Annotated in this window: 25 protein-coding genes; 18 read left to right on the top strand and 7 right to left on the bottom strand. The window is 36.7% G+C overall.

Going from position 1 to position 24,751, the window contains the following annotated elements; all coding sequences use genetic code 11:
- The first annotated feature begins 103 nt into the window (after window positions 1-103).
- The 8 genes from ACIQXI_RS08700 to ACIQXI_RS08665 all read left to right on the top strand — a co-directional run bounded on the left by ACIQXI_RS08700 (window position 104) and on the right by ACIQXI_RS08665 (window position 8,783).
- A complete protein-coding gene (locus tag ACIQXI_RS08700) occupies window positions 104-979 on the top strand; it encodes a DUF8171 family membrane protein (RefSeq protein ID WP_402923501.1) in 876 nt (291 codons plus the stop codon).
- The gene (locus ACIQXI_RS08695) at window positions 972-2,699 is read left to right on the top strand and encodes an ABC transporter ATP-binding protein (protein WP_402923500.1); all 1,728 of its coding nucleotides are present in this window, start codon (window positions 972-974) and stop codon (window positions 2,697-2,699) included. Before ACIQXI_RS08700 ends, ACIQXI_RS08695 begins: the two co-directional genes overlap by 8 nt.
- Window positions 2,686-3,504 carry an energy-coupling factor transporter transmembrane component T family protein gene (locus tag ACIQXI_RS08690; RefSeq protein ID WP_402923498.1) on the top strand — a complete coding sequence of 273 codons (819 nt, stop codon included), beginning with the start codon at window positions 2,686-2,688 and terminating at the stop codon, window positions 3,502-3,504. The genes ACIQXI_RS08695 and ACIQXI_RS08690 overlap by 14 nt, the downstream gene beginning before the upstream one ends.
- An 18-nt stretch (window positions 3,505-3,522) precedes the next feature.
- On the top strand, window positions 3,523-4,287 hold the full coding sequence (locus ACIQXI_RS08685) for a PHP domain-containing protein (protein ID WP_402923496.1): 765 nt from the start codon (window positions 3,523-3,525) through the stop codon (window positions 4,285-4,287).
- 1,021 nt (window positions 4,288-5,308) lie between these two features.
- A complete protein-coding gene (locus ACIQXI_RS08680) occupies window positions 5,309-6,796 on the top strand; it encodes a malate:quinone oxidoreductase (protein ID WP_402923495.1) in 1,488 nt (495 codons plus the stop codon).
- Window positions 6,797-7,035: 239 nt separating this feature from the next.
- Window positions 7,036-7,257, top strand: coding sequence for a DUF2829 domain-containing protein (locus ACIQXI_RS08675; RefSeq protein ID WP_402923493.1), 222 nt, complete (start codon window positions 7,036-7,038; stop codon window positions 7,255-7,257).
- Between the two features lie 108 nt (window positions 7,258-7,365).
- Entirely contained in the window at window positions 7,366-8,121 is a 756-nt protein-coding gene (locus tag ACIQXI_RS08670) for a 3-oxoacyl-ACP reductase (RefSeq protein WP_402923492.1), read from the top strand.
- 152 nt (window positions 8,122-8,273) lie between these two features.
- Window positions 8,274-8,783, top strand: a complete 510-nt coding sequence (locus tag ACIQXI_RS08665) for a QueT transporter family protein (RefSeq protein ID WP_402923490.1) — start codon at window positions 8,274-8,276, stop codon at window positions 8,781-8,783.
- 95 nt (window positions 8,784-8,878) lie between these two features.
- Here the strand turns inward: ACIQXI_RS08665 and ACIQXI_RS08660 are convergent, their stop codons facing one another.
- Window positions 8,879-9,415 carry an ECF transporter S component gene (locus ACIQXI_RS08660; protein ID WP_402923488.1) on the bottom strand — a complete coding sequence of 179 codons (537 nt, stop codon included), beginning with the start codon at window positions 9,413-9,415 and terminating at the stop codon, window positions 8,879-8,881.
- A 239-nt stretch (window positions 9,416-9,654) separates the two neighbouring features.
- On the opposite strand from ACIQXI_RS08660, the gene ACIQXI_RS08655 reads away from it, so the two are divergent.
- The 7 genes from ACIQXI_RS08655 (at window position 9,655) to ACIQXI_RS08625 (ending at window position 14,713) form a co-directional block, all read left to right on the top strand.
- Window positions 9,655-9,972 (top strand): hypothetical protein, encoded by a 318-nt coding sequence (locus ACIQXI_RS08655; protein WP_402923486.1) that lies wholly within the window; start codon window positions 9,655-9,657, stop codon window positions 9,970-9,972.
- A 12-nt stretch (window positions 9,973-9,984) separates the two neighbouring features.
- Complete coding sequence (locus ACIQXI_RS08650; RefSeq protein WP_402923484.1) at window positions 9,985-10,374, top strand: MerR family transcriptional regulator; 390 nt, start codon at window positions 9,985-9,987, stop codon at window positions 10,372-10,374.
- Window positions 10,375-10,393: 19 nt separating this feature from the next.
- Window positions 10,394-10,651, top strand: coding sequence for a nucleotidyltransferase domain-containing protein (locus ACIQXI_RS08645; protein ID WP_402923482.1), 258 nt, complete (start codon window positions 10,394-10,396; stop codon window positions 10,649-10,651).
- A gap of 263 nt (window positions 10,652-10,914) precedes the next feature.
- Window positions 10,915-11,142: a transcriptional regulator SplA domain-containing protein gene (locus ACIQXI_RS08640; protein ID WP_402923481.1), complete on the top strand. Its 228-nt coding sequence runs from the start codon at window positions 10,915-10,917 to the stop codon at window positions 11,140-11,142.
- A gap of 12 nt (window positions 11,143-11,154) precedes the next feature.
- Window positions 11,155-12,183, top strand: coding sequence for a spore photoproduct lyase (gene splB / locus ACIQXI_RS08635; RefSeq protein WP_402923480.1), 1,029 nt, complete (start codon window positions 11,155-11,157; stop codon window positions 12,181-12,183).
- 251 nt (window positions 12,184-12,434) lie between these two features.
- A complete protein-coding gene (locus ACIQXI_RS08630) occupies window positions 12,435-13,376 on the top strand; it encodes an arginine deiminase family protein (protein WP_402923479.1) in 942 nt (313 codons plus the stop codon).
- An 11-nt stretch (window positions 13,377-13,387) separates the two neighbouring features.
- Entirely contained in the window at window positions 13,388-14,713 is a 1,326-nt protein-coding gene (locus ACIQXI_RS08625) for an amino acid permease (RefSeq protein ID WP_402923477.1), read from the top strand.
- Here ACIQXI_RS08625 and ACIQXI_RS08620 read toward each other — a convergent pair.
- Window positions 14,710-15,501, bottom strand: a complete 792-nt coding sequence (locus ACIQXI_RS08620) for a YqcI/YcgG family protein (RefSeq protein WP_402923475.1) — start codon at window positions 15,499-15,501, stop codon at window positions 14,710-14,712. The genes ACIQXI_RS08625 and ACIQXI_RS08620 overlap by 4 nt on opposite strands.
- Window positions 15,502-16,365: 864 nt before the next feature.
- Between ACIQXI_RS08620 and ACIQXI_RS08615 the strand changes: the two genes are divergently transcribed.
- A complete protein-coding gene (locus tag ACIQXI_RS08615; RefSeq protein ID WP_402923474.1) occupies window positions 16,366-16,494 on the top strand; it encodes a hypothetical protein in 129 nt (42 codons plus the stop codon).
- A gap of 47 nt (window positions 16,495-16,541) precedes the next feature.
- Here the strand turns inward: ACIQXI_RS08615 and ACIQXI_RS08610 are convergent, their stop codons facing one another.
- On the bottom strand, window positions 16,542-16,973 hold the full coding sequence (locus ACIQXI_RS08610) for a MarR family winged helix-turn-helix transcriptional regulator (protein ID WP_402923472.1): 432 nt from the start codon (window positions 16,971-16,973) through the stop codon (window positions 16,542-16,544).
- 119 nt (window positions 16,974-17,092) lie between these two features.
- Between ACIQXI_RS08610 and ACIQXI_RS08605 the strand changes: the two genes are divergently transcribed.
- Window positions 17,093-17,680 carry an NAD(P)H-dependent oxidoreductase gene (locus ACIQXI_RS08605; RefSeq protein ID WP_402923471.1) on the top strand — a complete coding sequence of 196 codons (588 nt, stop codon included), beginning with the start codon at window positions 17,093-17,095 and terminating at the stop codon, window positions 17,678-17,680.
- A gap of 34 nt (window positions 17,681-17,714) precedes the next feature.
- Here the strand turns inward: ACIQXI_RS08605 and ACIQXI_RS08600 are convergent, their stop codons facing one another.
- From ACIQXI_RS08600 to ACIQXI_RS08590, 3 genes are read right to left on the bottom strand one after another with little or no spacing between them, the layout of a single operon-like run.
- A complete protein-coding gene (locus ACIQXI_RS08600; RefSeq protein ID WP_402923469.1) occupies window positions 17,715-18,797 on the bottom strand; it encodes a HAMP domain-containing sensor histidine kinase in 1,083 nt (360 codons plus the stop codon).
- Window positions 18,794-19,471: a response regulator transcription factor gene (locus ACIQXI_RS08595; RefSeq protein ID WP_402923467.1), complete on the bottom strand. Its 678-nt coding sequence runs from the start codon at window positions 19,469-19,471 to the stop codon at window positions 18,794-18,796. The genes ACIQXI_RS08600 and ACIQXI_RS08595 overlap by 4 nt, the downstream gene beginning before the upstream one ends.
- A gap of 20 nt (window positions 19,472-19,491) precedes the next feature.
- Window positions 19,492-21,240, bottom strand: coding sequence for an ABC transporter ATP-binding protein (locus ACIQXI_RS08590; RefSeq protein WP_402923466.1), 1,749 nt, complete (start codon window positions 21,238-21,240; stop codon window positions 19,492-19,494).
- Between the two features lie 238 nt (window positions 21,241-21,478).
- Between ACIQXI_RS08590 and ACIQXI_RS08585 the strand changes: the two genes are divergently transcribed.
- On the top strand, window positions 21,479-22,243 hold the full coding sequence (locus ACIQXI_RS08585; protein ID WP_402923464.1) for a MerR family transcriptional regulator: 765 nt from the start codon (window positions 21,479-21,481) through the stop codon (window positions 22,241-22,243).
- 400 nt (window positions 22,244-22,643) lie between these two features.
- Here the strand turns inward: ACIQXI_RS08585 and ACIQXI_RS08580 are convergent, their stop codons facing one another.
- Window positions 22,644-24,503 carry a multicopper oxidase family protein gene (locus ACIQXI_RS08580; protein WP_402923462.1) on the bottom strand — a complete coding sequence of 620 codons (1,860 nt, stop codon included), beginning with the start codon at window positions 24,501-24,503 and terminating at the stop codon, window positions 22,644-22,646.
- Between the last annotated feature and the right edge of the window lie 248 nt (window positions 24,504-24,751).

Below are 24,751 nucleotides of genomic sequence, written 5' to 3'. Positions count from 1 at the left end.
GATAATCATGAAAAAATATTTACATAACCTTTGCAATTAATCCATATGCCATTAACAATTCACCTATATATTGGAATTATTAAAAGAAGGAGGAAAGAGAAAAATGGCAATTCAGCGCCCGTATCAATTAACGCAGTCACAAAAAATGATGGTATTTATATTATCAATGTCACTTTATGGATTATCCAACATGTTTACGGAATTAATTCCTTCCGTGCAATTAGGGTTTATCGAGTTGTCTGTAGAATATTTTGCTTTTATTCCGCTAACATTATGTATTTTGTTCCATCCATTTTATGCGGCAATCGGAGCTTCGCTTGGCGAGATCATCTTTGGTGAATTAATGCTTGGACAATTTGGTGGTATTGGGGAAGTTGAAAAGTTTATTACTTTTTCGTTAGGAATGTATATTGCTGGCATTTTAGTACGTAATCCTTTAAACCGAAGACAAGTTACCGTTGCTGTCTTTGCCGGGCTCCTTGTCCATCACCTATTAGGTACGATTGTTGATATTGGTAAAGTTTGGGTTGGGGTAGAGGAATTTGAAGCTGTCTCAGGTTTAGCGGAAAGTATTGTCATTATTGAAGGGGTTTCATTATTAAATGATTTATTATTCTCAGGCATTTTATTTGCGCTTTTACCAACGCTATATTTAGTCCCACGCCTATATGGGAAAATTGAGCCGCTGTTAGGAATGAAACCACGTAATAAAAATATGAAATATACAATAGGTGCCATTGTAACGCCAAAGCTAGTGGTCGTCTCAGTTCTTCTGGCTGTTATCGCCATTGCTGCTGAATTTTTATCTGAAACAGATTGGGCATTTGGTGAATGGGAACCAGACTTTTTAGCCGCTTTTGGAGATTGGTTTATTTGGGTTCCGATAGCTTTGTCTTTCATAGCTACCATCATTGTTCTTATTGTAATGCGCGCTAAATCCAAACGTAATAATACAAAGGAGCTTGAAAACCTTGGTTAAGCCGATTATTCAAGTAAAAGATGTGTCCTTCACGTACCCGGGCGCTGAAGAAAAAGTTTTAAATAATGTCAACTTCACAGTTAATGAAGGGGAATTTGTCGCGATAATCGGAGGAAATGGCTCTGGCAAAACGACGATATGTAAAACATTTAATGGCCTTATCCCGAAATTTTATGTTGGGGATTTTGAAGGGAAAGTATATGTCGGAAATCGAGATACTTCAAAATTTTCCGTTGCTGAGTTATCACAAGAAATTGGGTATGTTTATCAAGATTTTGAAAATCAAATTATGCGACCTACCGTTTTAGAGGATGCATCATTCGTGCCTTTGAATTATGGCTTAGCAGACTATAAGGAAAGAGGTCAGTGGGCATTAGAAGTAACAGGATTGACTGCAATTGCAAATGAATTTATTTGGGAATTGAGTGGGGGGCAAAAGCATTTATTAGCGATTGCGGGTGTCCTTGCAATGAAACCAAAAATATTAATTGTGGATGAACCTGTTGCGCAGTTAGATCCTCAGCATGCTGAAGAGGTATATAAAGTACTAAAAAAATTAAATGAACAATTTGGGATGACTATTATTGTCATCGAACATCATGCAGAGTTAATTGCATCGTATTGTCAATCTGTTGTGTTAATGGATAAAGGTCGTATGTTGTGGAAAGAGCCTGTCAAAATAGCGTTATCTAAAGTGGATGAATTAGTTAGTCGTGGTATTTACCCACCACAAATTACACAAGCAGCAAAATATTTAGAGAATCGCGAAGCAGTTACGCCAGAATTACCACTGACTATAGAAGAAGGAATAGCGCATTTTGGTAAGTTTTCGCAAGCAACTACCACAGCACTCGTTAAAAAAATGGATAATCAAAGACAACAAGCAATTATCAAAATGGAACAAGTTTCCTTACAATTTCGCAATTTAAAAAAGCAGAAAAAGCAAGTTTTAAAAAATATCAATACTACTTTTTACGACGGGGAACGGATTGCTATTGTTGGCAATAATGGTGCAGGAAAATCGTCACTAATCAAGTTAATAGCGGGGATTGTTAAACCCGATCAAGGTCAAGTAACCGTTCAAAGTATAGTAACAAAGCAGGCGACACCTGAGAAATTAGGGAAATATGTCTCGTATGTCTATCAAAATCCAGAAGAGATGTTTATTGAGGATTCTGTAAAAAAGGAAATTGAGCTGTTTTTGAAAGCTAGAAAAGTGAGAGGATACGATAGCATCGTTGAAACGATTTTACATGATTTTGCCCTAACAGAATTAAAAGAAAGAGATGCAAGGCTTTTAAGTGGGGGACAAAAAAGAAGAGTTTCTTTGGCAATCGGAGCTGCGATGCAACCTACTGTTATTTTACTTGATGAACCGACAGCAAATTTAGATATTGCCACGAAGAAACATGTTGTTCATATGTTAGAAACATTAAAAGAACATGTTAAAACCGTTATTATAGCGACACATGATATGCAGTTAGTATCGGAATGGGCGACACGCATTGTTGTTATGCATAATGGTGAAATTATTGCCGATGGCGATCGTCAGGAAATTTTTAATAATGAGCTGTTGTTACAAAAAGCAGGTTTAGTGTTGCCTCAAATTGTAGAGCTTAGTATGAAACTAGGTCTCTCTGAACCAATTTATACGGTTGAAGATTTTTGCCAACAGTTCGACAGTATAGGGAAAGAGGGTAAAATCTTTGAATATATTTAATAGCATTTCTGAAAAGCTATCTTTGGAATATGTAAAGGGAGAATTATTGAAAACAGCTTATGGAAGTGGGGATACCTATTTAGGGCGATTAGATCCACGAACACTAGTATTCTGGTATTTATTTTTTGCCATTGTACCTTGGTTTATCCACAACGAGCTGATATTAGTATGCTTCTTACTGTTTATGGTTGGCATGACAATGTTAGCTCGCGTGAGTCCTCTCATATTATTCATTCTATTTGTAGGGTTAGTGAGTGAAATAGCCGTATTATTTATCATCTCTTTATTCTTTGGTGGAGATATAGCATCGATACAACCAATGTTTTGGCTGACAATTAAACTGGCAGTTATCTCTTTAGCGAGTGTCGCTGTCTTTACAAGTTTAGATCCTGAAAAGTTTAGCGATGCTCTTATACGTTTAGGTGTTCCTGTTCAAGTGTCGTTTAGTGTTTCCTATTGCTATCGCATTTTACCTACATTAATGGAAGAGTTTCATAAAGTAATCTTGTCGTATCGTTTACGAGGAAAAGCACCTGAAAAAGCAGGGTTTTTATATTGGCGCATGTGGATTTATTATATGAAAATTTTAGTTTTATCATTTTATCCGCTAATTTTAAATGGAGCGAAACGTTCAAGAACGACTGTCGAAGCACTTGAAACAAAAGGCTTTAGCCATGCTACAAACAATGCAGACATAAAAAAGCTGAAAACATCTTACTTTACATTCCAACGAAATGATTACGCTTTTATCGTCTTTTCCATATTTTATATTGGTCTTAGTTTTACATTAGGTATTTACTATTAAAAAAGGATGTGTATTTATATGAATTTCGATTTTCACACACATGGTAAGCTATCAAAAAAAGTTGACTTTTCATTAGAGTATTTTCAAAAAATGGTAGAGTCAGCACGAGAAAATGGACTGACGGGCTTCGCTTTAACTGAACATTTTAATACACGCAATTTCTTTGATGTCTATAACACTTTAGATGAAGTCTATCCATATAAAGATAATTATTACTTAATTGACAATGTAAAAGTTTTCCCAGGGATGGAGGTAGATATTCAAGAGGTAGGGCACATTTTAATTTTGGCAGATCGAACTATTATTCGTGAAATTCGGACAAAGTTAGAACCATTCACAGCCAAGGGTAACTTTATTCAGTTTGCTCACTTGCTTGAACTTGTTGCACCATATGAACAATTAATGATTGGTGCGCATCCTTATCGTCAAAGTACACCTTTATTTGAACTTGATCCACTATTGCTCAATAAGCTTGATGCATTTGATTTAAATGGTAAAGATTTATACTCAATTGGCATTGAAGAAAATTCGCATCTTGTTTATCAATTTGCAAAAACACTTAATAAGCCTGTTGTTGGTGGAAGTGATACCCACCATTTATTACAGTATGGCTGTATATATAATGAACTGGAAGAAGAGTGCCATACAATCCGTGACTTGAAAAATATCATTTTAACTGGACGTTATACGATCCACATTGAGGACAATTTGCTCGATAAAGTAAATAATGCGACATTACAAAAAGCAATTGAGAAAAAAATGATGGAATCAGCTACACTTTAAAACTTTTAGCTCTTCATATGGAATAAAACCTGTATTACTTTGTGTTTCCTATTGAATAATGGCTAATGGGATTAGGTAGAAAAACAGTATTGCTAAAAATTAAAAGGGTAGTTCACCAAATTTTATGGTGATCTATCCTTTTGTATTAACGAGCATATTTTGTGGAAAATTAGATGATTAATTGATTTAAGTAGAAATTCATTGGATATGTACATATATAATAGAAGGTTTTTATGTTTATAATAAATAAAATATTCTAATAATTTCTATTGTTGTATGGTAAAATTTATCTGTTGCAAAATGTGTTATATAACAATTTATAGAAGATTCAAGAGGTTTGAAGATAGTTGAAACCGTGAATGAAAAAGGAGGGAAATAGTGAAATTGAAACATTAGCCCTTGATTGATTTGATGAAAGCGTATACAGTAGCTAAGGAGGAAGATGATTAAAAACTTTTTAATTTGTACAGCGTACTTTTTTTGAGAATGATACAAGTTGTGGCTATGCACGCTATACATACGTTAGTGTATGAAACATCGTGTTAAAAAAATGAAATTAGTTTGAATGTACCTTGTGAAAGTTAGTAAATCATGTAAAATAGAGTCGATTACTAGACTAAAGTTATAGGGCTTTTCTATGGGCGAAGCTCATGACTGAGACTATCTTGTTTCAATTACCGACGTTAAATTATTTTAGTAGTAGCAAACAAAAATGTTTTAGTAGCCTTTATACAAAGTAAGTACCCTTTTGAATAGAATTCCGTCATATCGTCCAATCGTTGCATTTCTTGGGAAACTGTGGGGAATGTTTACACGATTGTGAGTTTGAAGGACATTATGAGCGGACTTCGCACTTTTTACTACTTTTTGATTAGTTTATTACTATAATATTGTAGTAGATATTTTATTCTTTAATTAGTTGTGATAGACTATTGTAAGTTTATAGTTGATACAGAAAAGGTGTGTGACTAGTTTACACCTACATCATTTCTGCAAATCTTAAAATATAAGGATGGTAAAAATGAGTAACAGAGTAACTAAATCAGACGTCATCTTAATTGGTGCCGGAATTATGAGTGCGACTTTGGGGACAATGCTCAAAGAATTAGCGCCGGACTGGAATATTACTGTGTTTGAAAAACTTTCAAACGCCGGTGAGGAAAGCTCTAACGAATGGAATAATGCAGGAACAGGGCATGCAGCACTATGCGAGCTGAACTACACTTCTGAAAAACCAGACGGTACTATCGATATTAGCAAAGCAATTAATGTTAATGAACAGTTCCAGGTTTCGATGCAGTTTTGGTCTTATCTTGTAAAGAACAAGCTGATCCAAAATCCGCAAGATTTTATTATGCCATTACCACATATGAGTATGGTACGAGGCGAAAAAAATGTTGAGTATTTGAAAAAACGTCATGAAACAATGTCAAATAATCCTCTTTTCAAAGGAATGGAATTTTCTGATGATCCAGAAAAACTAAAAGAATGGATTCCTCTTATTATGCAAGACCGTCCAGCAAATGAGGCCATTGCTGCAACAAAAATTGACACTGGTACAGACGTTAACTTCGGTGCTTTAACACGTATGTTATTTGACCACCTAAAAGAGAAAGATGTAGATATCAACTACAACCATAGTGTCGAAAGTATTAAACGTACGAAAGACGGTTTATGGGAATTAAAAGTCCATGATAAAGATGGCTGTAAAATGGAATACCATACAGCGAAATTTGTTTTCCTTGGCGCTGGTGGAGGAAGCCTAGAGTTGTTACAAAAATCAGGTATTCCTGAAGGAAAACACATTGGTGGATTCCCAATTAGTGGATTATTCATGGTATGTAAAAATCAAGAAATTGTAGAACAACACCATGCAAAAGTTTATGGTAAAGCAGCCGTTGGAGCTCCACCAATGTCAGTTCCACACTTAGACACACGCTTTATCGATAACAAAAAATCATTACTATTTGGTCCATTCGCTGGTTTCTCACCAAAGTTCTTAAAAACAGGTTCGAACATGGATTTATTTGCTTCTGTAAAACCGCATAATATTACTACTTTATTAGCGGCAGGCGTAAAAGAAATGTCCTTAACGAAATACTTGATCCAACAACTTCTGTTATCAAAAGATCAACGTATGGAAGAGCTACGTGAGTTTATCCCAACTGCTAAAAGTGAGGATTGGGATATCGTAGTTGCTGGTCAACGTGTACAAGTTATTAAAGATACTGAAGCAGGCGGTAAAGGAACACTGCAATTTGGTACGGAAGTGGTAAGTGCTGCTGACGGCTCAATCGCTGCTTTATTAGGAGCTTCACCAGGGGCATCTACTGCCGTTCACGTTATGCTGGAAGTCATCAAAAAATGTTTCCCACAACAAGCAAATGAGTGGGAGCCGAAATTAAAAGAAATGATTCCTTCATACGGTATTTCTTTACTACAAAATCCTGAGCTGCTTGAAGAAGTACATGCTTCAACTGCTGAAACACTTGGTTTAAATAAAAACTAGTCATTAAAAAATATGAACCTTTGATCCATATCGGATTGAAGGTTCTTTTTTCATTACGCGAGGCTAGCGTCTTGGTGACAATTTTTCTTTTATCTAGCAAGCCCCTCACATTAAAGTCAAAATAAGTAGTTAGAATGAAAAGTATAAATGAACTAGCTATAGTTGTAAACAAAATAATTATCCAGTATACTTTTTTGTAGGGAAAGTTTGAAAACATTGTGAATAAAGGATGAAAAGAAATGACATTTGAAGAAGTATTACCGCGTTTAAAAGCGGGCGAGAAAGTAATCCGTAAAGGATGGGGCGGCGCTGAATTATATGTTAAGCTTGTAGGCCAAAGCGAGCATGACGGGGTCAATTTAAACCCATATTTTTTAATTAATGTCCGCGGTGAGGGCTATACAATGTTCACACCAACTGTTTGTGATTTATTAGCCGAGGATTGGGTAATTGTAGACTAATATAGTGTAATGATAAAGGCGAGAATAGTATGCTAAGTAATACTTAGTATGCTATTTTTTTGATGTACACGTAAACTGGAGAGTGCTTTTGAAAAGAGGAGAGATATAATGAAGTTTGAAGAGTACAAAGGAAAAACTGTATTTATTACAGGTGCTGCCTCCGGGATTGGGCACGCCCAGGCTGTTGCTTTTTTAGAAAATGGGGCCAATGTTTTCGGCTTTGATGTGGACGAGCTTGGTTTATTAAAATTACAGCAGCAACACCCAAAGCACTTTGCTTTTGCGCTAGGGAGTGTCTGTAAGAAAAGTGATGTAGAGCGTGCATTTGCAGATGTCATAGCGGTTTTTGGAGAAGTAAATATTTTATTAAATACAGCAGGCGTGTTAGATGGCTTTGCTAAATCACTTGAAACAGATGAAGCACTTTGGGACAAAATAATGAATACAAATGTCAAAGGTACTTATTTTGTGACGAATACAATCTTACCTCATATGTTGCAACATAAATCAGGCGTCATCGTCAATATGGCATCCATTGCTGGGCTTATTGCTGGAGGGGGTGGAGCCGCCTATACTGCTTCTAAGCATGCCATTGTAGGCTATACGAAACAGCTAGATTTAGATTATTGTCGAGATGGCATACGTGCTAATGCCATTGCGCCAGGAGCTATTCAAACACCCATGACAAAAGCTGATTTTGAAGGTGATGGTGAAATGGCACAATGGGTTGCAGATGAAACACCAGCGGGTCGCTGGGCACAACCAAGTGAGGTTGCGAGTTTAACGCTGTTTTTGGCGAGTCAAGCGGCTGATTATATGCACGGCGCTGTTATACCGTTAGATGGTGGATGGATCGCAAAATAGTGTGGGCAATATAACATTTTTCTGCTATAATACGCAAGTAAGCAAAATTACGCTTGCACTACGGCACTTCAGTTAGGGCGCCATGCTCTCATCCTTTGGCCGTAGTTAGTACTAAAATAGCAGCTGTGCTATTTTACAAAGGAGAATGTAAATTGAATACATCTATTGTAAAAGATTCACCGCGTACGTCTGTAAGAGAACTTACAAAAGTAGCATTGGTTGCAGCCTTATATGTGGCTGTCACCGTTGTATTGTCAGTTATTAGTTTTGGAGCAGTCCAGCTTCGTTTGTCAGAGATGTTTAACTATCTGGCACTGTACAATAAACGCTATGTTGTAGCTGTCACATTAGGCGTTATACTAGCAAATTTCATGTCACCAACTTGGATACTCGATGTCCCTATTGGCGGTATTGCAACATTTCTAGTATTAATTTTTTGTCGGGCAGTAACGAAAAATATAAAGAGTGATAGTCGAAAAATGGCCATTACAGCATTGATTTTTGCATTATCGATGTTTACCGTTGCAGGTCAGTTGACAATTCTTTACAATCTACCATTTTGGGCAACTTGGTTTACCGTAGGAGTCGGAGAGTTATTATCAATGACTGTCGGTGGTGTAACTATTTACTTAATAAATAAAAAAATAGATTTATCCAAATAAGAAAAACACATTCGCGCTAGCGAGTGTGTTTTTTGTGTTATGGATTTAATTCAACCGAAAATCACTGTTTAAACGAAATCGCCAGTAGATGACAATTAACGATTAAAAATCGGTGTTTTCTTTAAAAGCATACAAACCGGTAGGGCAACAATCATGCCAATGACATTTTGCACTAAGTCCCCTGGAATTGAAGCTAAAGGTGCAACCCAATTGGCGTATAAAATAGCTTCACCAACATAATAAACAGCTACCATAAATGGCACTGAAACGATCATTGCTAAAACATTGAAGGCAAAGCTATCCCCTGTGCGTCCGACAGACCAAGCGATTTTTCCGACAATATAGCCTTGTAAGCCACGAGCTACAATTGTTATCGGAGCCCATAATAACCAACCTGAAACGGCATCAAATAAACCCATACCAATCGCCCCTGCCATGGCCCCTTTTTTAGGTCCAAAAAGAATCGATGCGATAAAGAGCATTCCAGTTCCAAGATGGACCAAGCCGCCATTTGCTTTTATCGGTAGTTTAATATTTAAAGTGAGTGTTGCTACGAACACAAGCGCAATTAACATTGCTGATAAAATGAGATCGAAAGTGCGTGAATGTGAAGTGCTTATTGTTTTTTGCATAGATGTAAACCTTCCTTATTTTGCTGAATAGATAGCAAAGAATAATTGCGCAAATACCTTACTTTGTAACTCAATGCTGCATGCTAGCATAACATTAGCAAAGGCTTGGCCTATTTAAAAGTATCAATATTGCAAAAATAATAGTGGTCAGTTGTCAATAAACAATGCAGTGCTAACTGTTGACATGGAGTGAACTCCATCTTTTAAAGTAAAATTACTAAAAGATGGGAGTGTTATAAATGGCAATGGTCACTTATGTTTTGATAGGCGGATATGCTTTATTGATCGGTCTTGCAAGTTTGCTACAGTGGAAAGAGAAGGGGTATCAACTACGGACGATGTTGTTTATCATCTTATCACTTAGTATGTTCCTAACGATTCAGCTACCGTATAAGGAATGGCTATTAAACTTGTTAATTGTCGAATTTATCTTGTTACATGTAGTAACAGTTGCAGAAGGTCTGTACACAAAAAAACAGCTTACTTACAGTCACCATATCATTCGCTTCGTATTTCATTGTATACTGCTTATAATGGTTTCTAAATTTACTAAATAATAGGTGATAATTGTGAAAATAGGCGAATTTGCACTTTGTACAGGTCTTAGTAAAGATACTATTCGGTATTACGAGAAAATAAATTTACTTCATCCAATAATAAAAAATAATCAACGAGAATATCATGAGCAACACGTTGAAATCATTCATATCATTCTTAAACTTAAGCAATCTGGTTTTTTACTGCAAGAAATTAAAATGCTTTTTGAATTGTCTCAGCATACTGACCACACTAATCAATTGTCAGATGAAGAAATCGACAACGTTAAGCAATTAAAATTATTATTTCAACATAAGTATGATCAAATGGTACAAAAAGAAGAAGAGATTCGACAAATAAAACAAGTATTATCGAATGCCAATCATAAAATAGAGCAATTACTAGAAAAGAATAGCAGGTAAAAAAGGGGGGGGGCTAAAAATGATTTTAGAGGAAATTGTAGCAGTATTAGTTGCAAGTTTTAAGAATAATCCGCTGGTCAAGGCAATCTTTTTAAAGGGCTCGATTGCTCGAAATGAACATGATCATTTTGCTGATATTGACTTGTATTGTTTAATAGATAAAGATGATATGGAAAAATTTTTACCACAGCGAATAGCGCATCTTAAAGATTATAAAAATCCTCTATTTAGTGATGATATTTTTATTGTAGCCCCTTACGTTAAATATAAAGGATGAAATATTTCGTTTATCTTCTGCACAATTTAACAATGCAGTAGAAGATGTAATTTTGTTGTTATATCAATATCTCCAATCTGCAAAGCGACAAAATAAGAGTAGGTATTGCCATTTATATAAGTGCAAAATAAAGCAAGAATACGCCCATTTTGGAATGCAATGCTAGGTCAAATAAATGTTTAATTAAGCAATTCACTAATATGCGAACATAATTTTCATCTTCCTAGCCAAACTACATGAAATGACTGTAGGAGGGTAAAAAAATGCAAGAGCAATTATATAATGCAGGGGATATTGTTTATATCTTTTATCGTAATCCACATATTCAAGATGTCGCTAATATTCAGGAGGCGGCAGTCGTCAATAATCCTGAAAACCCACAGGAATTAGCGCTTTTTCTATTTGAAACGTATTATCCGTTAACTAATGACTTTGTAATTTTTTCAAGTGAGATGGATGCGGAACAAGCGTATCATCAATATTTTCACTGATGGAGGTAGAAAATGCGAAAACCGTTTACACCCCAGCTCGTTTATTTTGAGCCAGACGCGCTCGAATATCCATTAGGACAAGAACTAAAAGCAAAATTTGAACAGATGGGTGTGGAAATTCGTTATACGACTTCCCATAACCAGGTGCGCAATCTTCCTGGAGATAATGATTTGCAGAAGTATCGAATTGCCAAATCTACACTCGTGGTTGGCATTCGAAAGACGCTAAAATTTGATACATCAAAACCGTCAGCAGAATACGCTATTCCATTTGCTACCGGATGTATGGGGCATTGTCATTATTGTTATTTGCAAACAACAATGGGCAGTAAGCCATATATCCGCACCTATGTTAATGTTGATGAAATACTGGAGGCTGCAGACAACTATATAGCAGAAAGAGCACCTGAAATTACTCGCTTTGAAGCATCATGTACATCAGATATTGTTGGAATTGATCACTTAACCCATACGTTGAAAAGAGCAATTGAGCATTTTGGTCAAAGTGAATTCGGTTTACTACGATTTGTTACGAAATTTCATTATGTTGATCATTTATTAGATGCCAAACATAATGGCAAAACAAGATTTCGCTTTAGTGTGAATGCCGACTATGTTATTAAAAACTTTGAGCCAGGTACTTCACCTTTAGACAAGCGTATTGAAGCTGCTGGAAAAGTCGCAAGGGCTGGTTATCCACTTGGCTTTATTGTCGCACCAATTTATTTGCATGAAGGTTGGGAAGAAGGATACTATCACATGTTTGAACGACTTGATGCGGAATTACCGCAAGATGTCCGTGATGATATTACTTTTGAATTTATTCAACATCGTTTTACAAAGCCTGCGAAAAGAGTAATTGAAAAAAACTATCCAATGACAAAATTAGAATTGGATGAAACCGCGAGAAGGTATAAGTGGGGTAAGTATGGCATCGGCAAGTATATTTATCAAAAAGAGGAAGAAGAGGACATAAAAGAACATCTTTACGGCTATATGAAAAAGTTTTTCCCTAATGCAAAATTAGAATATTTTACGTAAAGACATAGCATTGTATGCTGAGTTGGTATTACTCTAGATAACGAATTAAAATTATGTATATTCATGGCGTTCAGATATCGTTCAATGTCCTTACTTAGACTTGTTTTCAAACTAACGGAAAGGGAGCGCCTGGAACGAATGACTATGTGAACACACCATTATTATGGTGTGTTTTGCTATTTTTGCTTCGTATAATCTTCATGGTGATGGTAAGGCTAACAATGATAGAAGAAAAAAGGGGAGATATCACCATGTTTTCATTTCAACCGAGTTGTTGGTCGGAGCACGGGGAGCTAAAAGCTGTCATGCTTTGTGCGCCTTCTAAACTAGATGTGCCAGATTTAAAAACGGCAGAAAATGTCCTTTGGAGCGCACCGGTTTCTCATGTACAAGCGATGGAGAATTTCATGGAGCTAAAAGGAACGTTAGAACAAGCAGGTGTGCAAGTGATTGATTATTCAAAGGAACTGCAAGCGGATGCACAGCAACTAAGTGAACAGTTGCTTAACCGCTATTTTGTGCGTGATCTTGCATGCGCATTTGGCAATGAACTATTGCCTGGTGAAGCAGGAAGTTCCATTCGACGCCCAGAATATCGGCATGCCCATGATTTACTTGAAAAATGGTTTCCACATCACTTTACGGCACCTAAGGAAACCGGCGATGTGCTAGAGTTTGGCGATGTCATGGTATTAAACAAAGATGCAGTACTTATCAATATAGGGCAAAGGACAACTCGAGCAGGCGTGGAACGCGTAAAGGATCGTATCTTTAAAGCAGGTTTTTCTGAGATAGGGATTATTGATTTACCTCGTAGCTCAGATACGCTCCATTTAGATATGAATTGTAATGTTGCAAACGAGGATGTTGTCATAGCTAAAAGTTTTATGCGCTATTTCCCTGTCCAAATTTTAAGCGCAAGTACAGCTCGCTTTGAGATGACAGCACAATTTTTTAAACGCCATGGCTTCGAATTGTATTGGCTAGAAAAATATAATACGATTCCTGATATCAATTTTTTAAATATCAATCCTGAGACGCTATTAGTCAGTAATAAAGCGACAAAACAACACTTTAAAAGCCATCCAATTTTACAAAAGAAAAACATAGTGTCAATCGAAGTGACAGAGCTAGAAAAAGGTGGCGGTGGTATTCGCTGTATGACATTGCCTTTAGAACGAAAATCGGTTTAGGAGTGATTTAAATGGAGTCAAAATCCAGCAAAGGCCACATGTCTTGGTGGCAGCTTTCGCTAATAGGTGTTGGTTGTACATTAGGGCCAGGATTTTTTCTTGGTACAAGCATGGCCATAGCCAAAAGTGGACCAGCTGTTTTAATTCCATTTATTTTAGCCGCCATCGGTACTTATCTTGTCTACGATGCACTTGTGAAAATGTCTGTTGCGAATCCCGATAAAGGCTCATTTCGTACATATGCAAAACAAGCATTTGGTGATTGGGCTGGGTTCAGTAATGGCTGGATTTACTTGATTTCCGAAATATTAATTATGGGCAGCCAATTAATGGCATTAGGCATTTTTATGCAATTTTGGTTTCCGGCCATCCCGTTATGGGTAACTGCATCATGTTTCGGTGCGTTAGGTTTGCTCATCATTCTTACCGGTATGAAGGGCTTTGAAAAATTTCAAAATATTTTCGGGGCGATGAAAGCTGCAGCTGTTGTTATGTTTATTGTCGTTGCTGCTATTCTCCTAATAAAGGGGATAAATAGTGAGCCCCAGCAAATAGATGCTTTCATAACAAATTTTCAAGGTTTCTTTGCTGAAGGGGTCAAAGGAATTTGGTTAGGTTTATTATATGCATTTTTTGCTTTTGGCGGTATAGAAGTGATGGGACTTTTAGTCATTGATTTAAAAGATTCACAACAAGCTCCGAAAGCCGGCAAAGTAATGATAGTCATCTTGACAACCATCTACGTCATTGCGCTTGCAGGTGCGCTCGTTTTAGTTCAGTGGGAGACATTCACAATAGATGAAAGCCCATTTATTACTGCTCTTGCTGATTTCCGTATCCCTTATGTTGCAGATATCATAACTGGCATCTTAATTATTGCAGGCTTTTCAACGATGGTTGCCTCTTTATATGCCGTCATCACAATATTAACGGCTTTAGCAGAAGATCAGGATGCGCCAGCGCTTTTAGCGAAAAAAGAAAAGCTAAAGGTACCATTGCCTGCCTTTGTTTTTCTTACAGTTGGTTTGATTATTACGATCGTCATTGGCTACCTAATTCCTGAAAAGATTTTTGAATACTTAATAACGGCGGCAGGTTTAATGTTAATCTACAATTGGCTTTTTATTTTAGTGACCTATGCAAAGCTTATGACATTAACGAAGTGGCAAAATGTGAAAAACGTTGTGGGCATGTTATTAATTGCGGTGACGGTTTCGGGTACTTTAGGAGAAAAAACAAGCAGGTTCGGTTTTTACATTAGTTTGCTGTTTCTGATTATCATTGCTTTGGCGACCTTGATAGTCATGAAAAAACGGAGCAATAATCGCTCCGTTTAATTATTGCGTTCTTGCGAAAACGTTAACGGCAAACTCCCTCTTAAAAATGGACATGTTGAGGGGCTATGTTCATCATCGCTTAAAAAATATTGTTTCCATTCATAATTGTCTTTTTGCCCATACCATTTTAAGTCGGGATGTCCAGCTATTCCGTCATATTGTTCAATGCGCTTCCGTATTAGCCTTTTTAATTTTTGACCGAGCACTGTCTTATCATTGATTTCCTCAAACACCCAACGTGGCTGTAAGGCCATCAGCAATGTGGAAAAATGGCGACTTTTTCGCAGTTGATGAGCAGGTGTTGCACAAAATACGAAGTACGGTTCTCCATTAAAACAAAATTCCCATGTATGAATCGAAGGGTCTGACGGAATTTCTACGGGCCACTCTTGTTCATCAAAAGACGAGACATTGTTTAATACGTGCCAAAATAAGGCTCTATAATCTTCTACTTGAAAGGTTTGAAGCATATCTTCGGGTGTTTCGAAAAAAATAGCATGCGATGTGTATTTTCCTGCAGCGCGAGCGCAACTTCCATATTCCTTTAAGCACTTTGCTAAGTCTTTCGCTGATTGTAACTCCCGGGGATCGCCGATAAAACTGAAGCGTAGTTGATTCGATAGGAAACCTGTTCTAGCAGGAATACAAGGGAAAGTATTTGCTTCATCTGCAACCATTGATGCAAAGTCCGTAAATGCTTGTTGTTGCCATAACGGTAGGGAAGTTAAATGTTGTTCCAACCATATTTTATCTAAAACTGCACCCACATGAGTCACCTCCTTTATCATCTTTAGCCTATTAAAGAAAGTGCCAATGGGTGACGGATTATGAGGGATTCTTTATAACAAGTGACAAAGCCGTTTTTTACTGAATAATTTGGTATGAAATAAAGGGGATAGGCGCACTTGGAATAACAGTGAGACGGTGTGAAACCGTAAATTGTATTGCATAGGTAATTTAAAATGGAGTTATCTATGCTTTAAATTATAAAATGATTATATTGTAAATAAACAGATATTTTATATTTAAATAATATGAACAATTTCTGAATTGTATAATTAGCATTTATTTTTAACTTTTTTTAAAAAATTGATTTGATAAGATAAAAGTGTTATATACCATATAAATATACGGGAGGACTGTACTATGAAATTTCGTTCAATTCTTTTAACATCAGTAGTTATTCTTGGTCTTTCAGGGATTGGATTTGGAACTAATCATGTAAAAGCTGCATCATTAAATCATTAGATTCAAATCAGACGAAAGAACCAGCCCTTTCGGAGCGTGAATTAAAGTTGGACGGTAACGGGAAATAAACCAGTAAATACTTCTTAGCACGATGAAGCACGATTATCAGCACAATTTAACGTGATTTTTGAAATAGGTGCCTTTAATAGAAGTCTATCATTCTATGTGGGTAATAATAGAACTAGCTGGGGATGGAACTCGTATTATTAATGTTTAGTAGAATCTCATAATAAAAAAATCTTTTATAAATGAAAAAATCCTAAATAATACTATATCAAGCTTATTTTTTGTAGATAAACGTATAAACATATTTGATTAATCATTGCAACAAAGGCATTTTTACAAAACGAAGTCACTTCTTTAGTGTTGGTAAATCAAAAGTTTAAAAGGAGAGAATTTTAATAATGCCCAAAATACTTGTTGGAGATATATTTGCTGTTATTGCTACATTAGTTGCACTTTCGATACCCCTAACAATTATTGGTTTATTAATTTATATAGCGAAATTCGTTAAAAAAATTGAACAAAAGTGACCTCAAATCAGTTTGCATTTGAGGTCACTTTTTTATAAAAGATTATGTTATTGTTGAAAAACCGTCTGTTGTAAAACATTTAAAGCGTGCTGTATTTCCTTAAGATCTTCTTCCGAAACATGTTGAATAAGCTGTTGGAACCGTGCTTCAACACGGGCAAAAGCTTCATTCATCAATTGTTCTCCGTCCTCTGATAGACGCACGTAATATTTACGACGATCCTCACTATCACTTATTTTTTCAATTAAGTGCTTTTCTTGTAGTTTTTTAAGCTCGCGGCTTGTATTGGGTAACGACATATGATGACAATCACTAATTTCTGTAATTGTGACAGGTTGACTTACTTTTAAATATTCTAAAATTTTGTATTGAACAGGCGTAATCGCATCCGTAATAATGTTCTGTGTTAAGTCACTGGTTACTTGATGTACAGTTGCTGTAAACGTGACAAATTGATTGAATAATGCATTCTTGTCCAAATGATTCACCTCTTACCTAACAAGATACCAAATAACTTATCTTAAAACAATTATCATTTGACAACTAAAAGCGAATGATGTAGTATTTACTTATCAAATGATAAGTAATGGAGGATGTTATGAAAACATTAATTATTTATACGTATCCGAATCATAAAAGCTTAAACTATGCCTTTTTGCAAGAAGTAATAAAAGGATGCAATGACAATCCGTACATAAGTGAATTACAAGTACTTGATTTATATGAAGAAAATTTTGATCCACTTTTACACTTTAACGCGCAGAAACGTCGCCGTGATATGTATCGTGAGCCTAAAATGGAGAAATACCGACAACAAATAACATGGGCAGATAAAATCGTATTTGTCTATCCACTTTGGTGGGGAAGGCCGCCAGCGATGCTTTTAGGTTACATTGATCAATTATTTGCAGCCAATTTTGCCTATCGAGATAAAAAAGGATGGTTCCCAGATGGACTATTAACAGGTAAGTCAGTCGTATGTGTCTCGACAATGAAAGGTCCAACTAAATATCCGCTTTTGTGGTTGAATAATGCACATAAAGTATTAATGCGAAAGGCATTGTTTAATTTTGTAGGAATTAAAAAAGTGAAGTTTTTTGAATTTGGTAATATGGAAAGTAAGCAGGGGAAACAGGATAAAAAATTAGTGAAAATATATCGCTACTTTAAACAAGTAGCGTATTAGTAATAGAAGAAGAGCATAAGTGTGAAGGGTGTCACTACTTATGCTCTTCTTTGTCTGTTGTCATACTATCAAGTGGCAGTGTGATTAAAAATGTTGTCTGTTCGCCAAGTTTACTTTGGACAGTAATCGTACCATGATGCATATCAATAATTTTTTTTACTATCGATAAACCTAGTCCGCTACCTCCATTCGTCGCAACCCTTGATTGATCTGCTTTATAAAAACGCTCAAAAATATGTTTTTGTTGTTCGGCGGTTAAACCGATTCCGTTATCGCGAATGCTCACCGTGACAGTGTCATGTTGAGCAATTATCGCTATACATATTTGACCATGTTTATCTGTGAATTTGATGCTGTTACTGAGTACATTAAGCCATACTTGGTTCAACAAGTCTTCATCAGCATTAATCGTGATATTTTGTAATTGGATATCGATATCAAGCTGTTTTTCTAACCAATTAGGCTCAAGGGCTAGTACTACATTTCGTAATTGTTTGTCGAGCCGATAATGCTTCGGTTCAAAGGGGTGATGCTGTGATTCTAATGAAGTTAGCTTTAATAAATTATCGCTAATTTTTGATAAGCGATGGCTTTCCATTTCGATAATAGCCAAATAATGCTGCCGTTTCTCTTCAGATAAATTCATATTTTTAAGAGCTTTGGCAAATCCATTAATGGATGTAAGCGGAGATTGAATTTCATGCGAAACGTTGGAAATAAACTCTTGTCGCATACGCTCTAATTCTCCTAATTCAACTGCCATATGATTAATGCCGCTAATTAGCTGGCCAAAATGATCATTTTCATCATCCGACATTTTATCTAATTGGACATTGAAATCTCCTTTAGCTATTCGTGCGATGGCATCCACAATCGTTTCCCAATAATTTCGCTGTCTTTTTAAACCAATCAAAAAAATACAAGCAGCAGAGCAGGCAAATAAGACAAATACGCCAAGTACGGTCGTTAATTGCCGCCAAAAACCTTGAAGATGTAAATTCAAGCGCTCGAATAGCCAGGAAGTTATATGGAAAGCGATAAAGGCGAATACGAAATTTGCTATCAGGAAAATAGTGAAAATCATTAGGAGCTTAAGGGTGAATTTCCAATATTTCATGATGTTAGCTCCAAGCGATAGCCAAGGCCACGAATTGTTCGGATCGCAAATCCGCTTTTGTCCTCAGGAAAACGCTCTCGTAGTCTTTTAATATGAACATCTACTGTCCGTTCATCACCCTCGTAGTCAAAGCCCCAGATTTCTTCGATTAGCTGTTCGCGGGAAAAGGTTTTCCCCGCATAACTTGCTAATGTAAATAATAGGTCAAATTCTTTTAAGCGTAGCGTGATACTTTCACCATCATACAGTAATTCGTAAGTATGGCGATCCATTTTTACCTGACCGATTTCAATCGTTTGAGAAAGTGCAATACGATAGCGTTTTAAAATAGATTTAACACGGACAATCAATTCGGCAGGCTCAAATGGTTTCACTAAATAGTCATCGGTCCCTAAGTTAAATCCCTTCACTTTATGGGCAGTTTCACCTTTTGCTGTGAGCATCAAGATAGGTAAATCACTGTTATATGTGCGTATTTCCTGACATAATGCCCAACCATCCATATTGGGCATCATAATGTCCATAATGACCATGTCGACTTTTTCTGTTTCTAATTTGGACAGTGCATCCACACCGTCCATCGCCTCAGTTACGTCAAAGCCTTCATTTTGTAAAAATACTTTTACTAATTCTCTGATATGTTCATCATCATCCACAACTAATAGCTTTGTCATGATAACAGATCCTTTCTTCTTTACTCTTTAATGCGTAATTGTTGTTTCGCAAACTCTCTATACATATCGTGTGATTCAAATAGAGTAGCATGTGTACCACAACCCGTAATATGCCCTTTTTCAATAAATAGTATTTGATCGGCATCGACAACAGTCGAGAGACGGTGAGCAATAACGAGTGTTGTACGTCCTTGCATTAAATTATCCAATGCTTTTTGCACGTAGATTTCGGAATTACTATCAAGGCTAGAAGTGGCTTCATCTAGCATTAAAATTTGAGGATCACGCAATAAGGCTCTTGCAATCGAAATTCGTTGGCGTTGCCCACCTGACAGCTTGATGCCGCGTTCGCCAACTTCTGTGTCAAACTTATCTGGTAGTTCATTAATGAATTGATCGGCGTAGGCCATTTTTGCCACTCGTGCAAGTTCTTCATCTGAAACGTCTTTTGCGATACCATAACAAATATTGTCACGAATTGTCCCTGACAGTAGAGCACTTTCTTGTGCAACATAGCCAATTTTGCTTCTCCAAGAGTGAAGTGAAAAAGTATCAATCGGTGTATCACCAAGTGTGATCAAGCCATTTGTCGGTTGGTAGTAGCGTTCTAACAGCGCAAAGGTTGTTGTCTTACCACCGCCACTCGGGCCAACAATGGCAGTGACTTTGCCAGGCTCAATCTTAAAGTTGATGTTCGATAAAATGGGTTCATCTCCATAAGCGAAATCTACATTTTTTACATGGATTGCTTCTTGCACTTTATCTAGCTCAAGACCTTCGTGAATATTTTCTTCTTTATGCTCAAGCAATGCACTGATACGTTCTGTAGCACCCATTGCTTTTTGAAGCTGTGTAAAGAACATGGTTAATTGTGTCATCGGCATAATGATTTGGATTAAATATAAAATAAAGGCGACCATATCACCAGCTGTCAGTTCGCCAGAAGACACCCGAACCCCGCCATAGCCAATAATCGCTACAAGTACGCTCATAAGAACGAACGAGATTAATGGTGAAATAAGGGCATGGATTTTCGCTTCTTTTAATCCAAAGTTAAATAGATTCGTTATGCCCTTTTTGCCACGTTCGTATTCGATATTTTCAGCATTTGATGCCTTTACTAATCTTGTTTCAGGTAATACTTGATTAAGCACAGCCGTAAATTTAGCAGTCTCATCTTGCATCCCTTTGGATATAACAAACATGCGCTTTCCTAATAGCATTAAAATAATCATTGCGACTGGAACAGCAATTAGCATGACTAACGTCATTTTCCAATCTAAAAATAATAAAATAATAACTGAACCTACGATTGATATAACACCTGATAAACAATTCGCTAGATGTTCAGTAATTAACTCTTTTACGACTGCCGTATCATTCGTGACACGGCTTAATGTTTCACCAGTATCATTATCGTCATAATATGGGATTGGTAAGTGAAGTAATTTGCGCCATAACTGATCTCGCAATTTTGCTACAACTTGATGACCCACTCGGTTTAAAAAGTAGATGGAAAGTCCACTAGCGATGGCCTGCGCAATAAACGCAATACCTAATAAAATAATTTGCCAGTAATTAAGGGATTGGAGAGAAAAGCCATCCACTAATTGTTTTGTGAAAAGCGGAACAATAAATCCAACGCCAGTTGTTGCTAAACTCATACATAAAGCAATGATTAACAATGGCATCGGTGGTTCAGCTTGCTTGACGAGCTGCACAAAGCGCCGCCAATTTTTTATAGGTACCTCTTTTGTTTTGTTGCTCATTAAAAATAATCCTCCTTCATTGCGGTAAACAATAGCATCATTGTTTGTGTGACCTAACTATAGCACGCGTTTATGAACTGAATATGAAATGAAAAGTAGTAAAAGAAGTAGTAGTGACTGGCACCAAAACAATTCAGAATTGTTTTGGTGCCAGTCACTCACACAATTCTCGCACAATTCGTTTCTTGACCTTCAAGTAGCTTGAAGGTTTACTATTAAGAAGAAAGGTGGGATGGCTTTGCATACACATATGACAATTCAAGAATTTTCTATTAGAACGGGTGTTTCAAAAAGCACGCTACGTTTCTATGAAACGAAAAATTTAGTGCTGCCAGTAAAAAGGGGTGAAAACGGCTATCGCATCTATGCACAGCACCAAATTGCTATCGTCAAATTGATAACCACTTTACGAATCGCGGATGTACCAATCCAGGATATACAACAATACATACTAGAACATGATGAAACAGCTCGTCAAACAATGATGCACAAGTGGATAGGGACAATAAAGAAAAAACGAGATCTTATGGATATAAGTTTACGCTTCTTAGAAAGTGATTCTATTCGGGAGGACATCTATTTAATCGAGAAAAGTGATGAAAAAATTATTTGGTTCAATGCGCAATCCCCAACAGGTAAGTTTGGCGAGCATTTTGCACAAAGAGCCCATGCATTAAAGCAATGCAATATTCAAATTAACAGCTATTATGTAAATTATTTATCAGGTCAAGATTTAATTAATGCACAAATTGGTTTTGGCGTAGCAAATGCCACACAAGTTAATGGATTAGCTGATGTAGATTGTATCGAACAGATGCCGGCCTGTATTTGTCTTGCACTACCATTTAAGGAGCCACTCACACACATAAAAGCTGGTTACTACAAATTAATGCAATATGCCATCCAACATAGCTGGGTGCCAACGCGATCTATTCTTGAATGGTACCGTGGGGAAGACTATACCCAATTAGATTTATTATTGCCTGTTATTCAAGTGGGGTAAAACGCGAGATGATGACGAGATTGCTATTCAAAGTTTTTAATACGGCTATAAAGTTGCGTTAAAGGCTCATTAAGTTAAAAACGCCTTAAGAAACATCATTTAGGCGTCGGCTTGACTGATTAACTTCACTTTTTGCCGTTTGTTTCAAATACTAGAGAAGCATATATATTTAATCTTACTCTCCTTTGTTCATCTCCTACTTTTATTATACTATATATGGAATCTGCTAATTTACTTTTATTTACAATTATTACAAAGGTTTTTCCTATCAATAAGAAATACTTTTACGCAATTGTATTAGTTATTCATTAATACTATTCAAGTAAAGAATGAACTATTGGGGAAAGCATAAGAAAGTGAGGTATTTGACAAACACAACGTCAAATACCTCCTTTTTAACTTATCTTCTTCTGCGCCATCTATTGGTTATGTTGCCTTGAGCTTGGCTTCTGTTTGCTGGATAAATGGGTTGAGGTACAAACTGTGAAACATTTTGTTTATGCATAGCGATGTGTGGCGAAGATTCCTTTGTAGTTGAGACATGTGGATTATCAGTAACATTTGAATGTCGATTTGTTGAAGGATTAGTACTGTGCGCATTAGTCATTAGCGGGGCAGTTTGCTCATTATTACTTGGAATGGCTGCTGTTGAAGGGCTACTATGCTGCTCTGATGCATGCTTTAATTCGGCATGGGGTTGCGCTACTGGATGAACATCTTTCATAACGAGAATTGGTCGCATCATATCATGATCTTCATGCTCAAGGAAATGACAGTGCCACATGTAATTTCCAATATGATCTTTCCAATGCATAATTATTTTTGTGACTTTCCCTGCATCTGCTTTGACGGTATCTTTCCAGCCTCTCTCATAGTCACGTGGTTCTTCCGCAGGTCCAGTAAATTCAAGAATTCCTTCATTTTGATAGAGCTCTACATCGAATGGCCGACGCTCAACAATTTTAAATTGAACTAGATGGACGTGGATAGGGTGTATAAATGGTGTAGCGTTAATAAAATTCCACACTTCAATACTATCGAGAGCAGGCTTTTCAGTCGCAGGATCATGGTACATACGGTCATTTAATAGTAACATCGGTCTTCCAAAGTCATCTGTTGTTGCACTTAAAGGTAAGTTGCGTTCGACATGTGCATGGTGTGGGTGTAAATCCATGGAAACGGCGAGCCTTTCGGGGATTTCGCTCGTATCTTCACAGCGCAGTGGACGGTTCACTCTAAATTGCATAATGACGCTTGTATGCTCATCGAAAAAATCGCTATCCGTGTTTAGCAATGTGATTTCCTGACCTTCACAAGTGGAAAAGTCTATAATGACATCCGTTCTTTCAGCAGGTAATAATTCTACAGCGAAAATTTCGTTAGGTGTTGTTAAAAAACCTCCATCAGTTCCGAGCTGTATCATAGGTTGCTCATTAGAAAGGCTAAGAACATAACCTCGTCTATTCGAGCCGTTTAGCAAACGGAAACGGTATTTACGGGGCTCAACGTTCAAATAGGGCCACACTTTGCCATTGACAACAATTGTATTCCCAACAAATCCAGGCGTAATAGAAGGATGCACAGGTACGGGAAATGGGGGGGCTTCCGGATAGAACAAGGAGCCGTCCTCATTGAAAGATTTATCCGTTATTAATAACGGATATTCATAATCGCCACATGGTAAGTTTGAGCGTTCCTCAATTGTGTCGCGAAGCAAATAAAAGCCAGCAAGCCCTGCGTAAACATTTAGGCGTGTTAAAGCCATTGCATGATCATGGTACCACAACGTTGTACCTGGCTGATGGTTCGTATATTCATGAATTTCTTTATTAAATTTCGGACCAGTATACGTATAGTCTTTTGTATACCATGCTTCTGGATGACCATCACTTTCCCAATCTACATTGGCTCCGTGAAGATGAGTTACCGTACGTACCTCCTGTGAGTCATTGGCTGCATGGAGTGTGAAATCTACGGGCAAAAAATGTTTTGACGGTAATTGATTTTTGTATTTAATATAAATTGTTTTGTCTTTCGATGCCTCAATCGTAGGGCCTGGATAAATGCCGTTATATCCCCAAATCGTGGACTTTGGGAAATTGTGATGAAAGCAATGTTCAGCTTCCATCATCTGCAATTCATAATACTCCTTCTTTGGATGGCCGCTACTGTATTTTGGTTTTGCAGTAATGGGTTTTGGCAACATATCTACAAATTTAGGAATAGTTGCTGGCTCAGCGGGATTAATTTTTTTATTCAAAACATCACGTCCCTTACATTTTTACAAACTTAACTCCATCATATGGGTAAAAACAATAAGAAACGAGGACAATAATGGAAGTATTTGTGCTAATATATAAAAAATATTGAATTAAATGAAATCTATGTAATGAAATAATGCTTAGCAAATGGAAAGTCACTACAATACAGCTTGAATGATTTTTATTGAGCTAATTTTCCAAAAGTCCTTGTGGAAAAAGTAGTGACTCATGGCTTTAGTAATTTATG

The sequence above is a fragment of the Lysinibacillus sp. NPDC097195 genome (assembly GCF_044762075.1).
Lineage (GTDB): Bacteria > Bacillota > Bacilli > Bacillales_A > Planococcaceae > Lysinibacillus.
The sequence above is the reverse complement of the archived record's forward strand: the minus strand, read 5'-3'. Positions and strand labels throughout refer to the sequence as shown.

What these genes read in the sequence shown, in the direction of transcription:
- splB (WP_402923480.1), top strand. Translation starts at nt 11,155, where the DNA reads ATGCGAAAACCGTTTACACCCCAGCTCGTTTATTTTGAGCCAGACGCG.
- ACIQXI_RS08640 (WP_402923481.1), top strand. Translation starts at nt 10,915, where the DNA reads ATGCAAGAGCAATTATATAATGCAGGGGATATTGTTTATATCTTTTAT.
- ACIQXI_RS08670 (WP_402923492.1), top strand. Translation starts at nt 7,366, where the DNA reads ATGAAGTTTGAAGAGTACAAAGGAAAAACTGTATTTATTACAGGTGCT.
- ACIQXI_RS08675 (WP_402923493.1), top strand. Translation starts at nt 7,036, where the DNA reads ATGACATTTGAAGAAGTATTACCGCGTTTAAAAGCGGGCGAGAAAGTA.
- ACIQXI_RS08625 (WP_402923477.1), top strand. Translation starts at nt 13,388, where the DNA reads ATGGAGTCAAAATCCAGCAAAGGCCACATGTCTTGGTGGCAGCTTTCG.
- ACIQXI_RS08685 (WP_402923496.1), top strand. Translation starts at nt 3,523, where the DNA reads ATGAATTTCGATTTTCACACACATGGTAAGCTATCAAAAAAAGTTGAC.
- ACIQXI_RS08630 (WP_402923479.1), top strand. Translation starts at nt 12,435, where the DNA reads ATGTTTTCATTTCAACCGAGTTGTTGGTCGGAGCACGGGGAGCTAAAA.
- ACIQXI_RS08605 (WP_402923471.1), top strand. Translation starts at nt 17,093, where the DNA reads ATGAAAACATTAATTATTTATACGTATCCGAATCATAAAAGCTTAAAC.
- ACIQXI_RS08595 (WP_402923467.1), bottom strand. Translation starts at nt 19,471, where the DNA reads ATGACAAAGCTATTAGTTGTGGATGATGATGAACATATCAGAGAATTA.
- ACIQXI_RS08700 (WP_402923501.1), top strand. Translation starts at nt 104, where the DNA reads ATGGCAATTCAGCGCCCGTATCAATTAACGCAGTCACAAAAAATGATG.
- ACIQXI_RS08620 (WP_402923475.1), bottom strand. Translation starts at nt 15,501, where the DNA reads ATGATAAAGGAGGTGACTCATGTGGGTGCAGTTTTAGATAAAATATGG.
- ACIQXI_RS08590 (WP_402923466.1), bottom strand. Translation starts at nt 21,240, where the DNA reads ATGAGCAACAAAACAAAAGAGGTACCTATAAAAAATTGGCGGCGCTTT.
- ACIQXI_RS08600 (WP_402923469.1), bottom strand. Translation starts at nt 18,797, where the DNA reads ATGAAATATTGGAAATTCACCCTTAAGCTCCTAATGATTTTCACTATT.
- ACIQXI_RS08615 (WP_402923474.1), top strand. Translation starts at nt 16,366, where the DNA reads ATGCCCAAAATACTTGTTGGAGATATATTTGCTGTTATTGCTACATTA.
- ACIQXI_RS08680 (WP_402923495.1), top strand. Translation starts at nt 5,309, where the DNA reads ATGAGTAACAGAGTAACTAAATCAGACGTCATCTTAATTGGTGCCGGA.
- ACIQXI_RS08645 (WP_402923482.1), top strand. Translation starts at nt 10,394, where the DNA reads ATGATTTTAGAGGAAATTGTAGCAGTATTAGTTGCAAGTTTTAAGAAT.
- ACIQXI_RS08660 (WP_402923488.1), bottom strand. Translation starts at nt 9,415, where the DNA reads ATGCAAAAAACAATAAGCACTTCACATTCACGCACTTTCGATCTCATT.
- ACIQXI_RS08655 (WP_402923486.1), top strand. Translation starts at nt 9,655, where the DNA reads ATGGCAATGGTCACTTATGTTTTGATAGGCGGATATGCTTTATTGATC.